We start from the raw sequence: 517 nt of genomic DNA on the forward strand, positions 1-517 counted from the left end.
TGGGCGAAGCCGGCCGACGGATATCCGGCTGCCAGCAGCAACAGGCCCATCAGCCGGCTGGTGACCGCCGCCCTCTTCATCCGCCGGTCGCCATCAGGATTTCGATGCGGCGGTTGGCCGCCGACAGCGGATCAGTCGCATCCTTCGGCTGGCGGTCGGCGAAGCCGGCGACCTCGGTGATGCGGCGTTCGTCGACGCCGCCGCGCACGAGCATGTAGTAGGCGGAATGCGCGCGCGCCGTCGACAGCCGCCAATTGTCGTAGCTGGCGCTGCGGAAGGGGCGCGCATCGGTGTGGCCGTTGATGCTGATGGTTCCCTTCTGGCTGTTGACGATGCGGCCGATCTTTTCCATCGCCAGGACCAGTTCGCGGCTGGGCACCGCCGATCCGACTTCGAACATGCCGAAGTCGAGCTGATCGGTGATCGAGATGACGACGCCCTTGTCGGTGGCTTCGACCGAAACGCCGTCGCGCAGCTTGTCGCCGGGCTTGAAGGCATCGGCCAGCTGGCGCTTGAC

Annotated in this window: 1 protein-coding gene; it reads right to left on the reverse strand. The window is 66.7% G+C overall.

Features of this window, described 5'->3' with window-relative positions; genetic code table 11:
• Positions 1 to 76: 76 nt before the first annotated feature.
• Positions 77 to 517, reverse strand: a 441-nt coding sequence (locus tag ACWTU8_RS32240; protein WP_455851303.1) for an OmpA family protein, incomplete at its 5' end; no start/stop codon positions are given.

This window comes from Mesorhizobium sp. BHbdii (assembly GCF_053848045.1).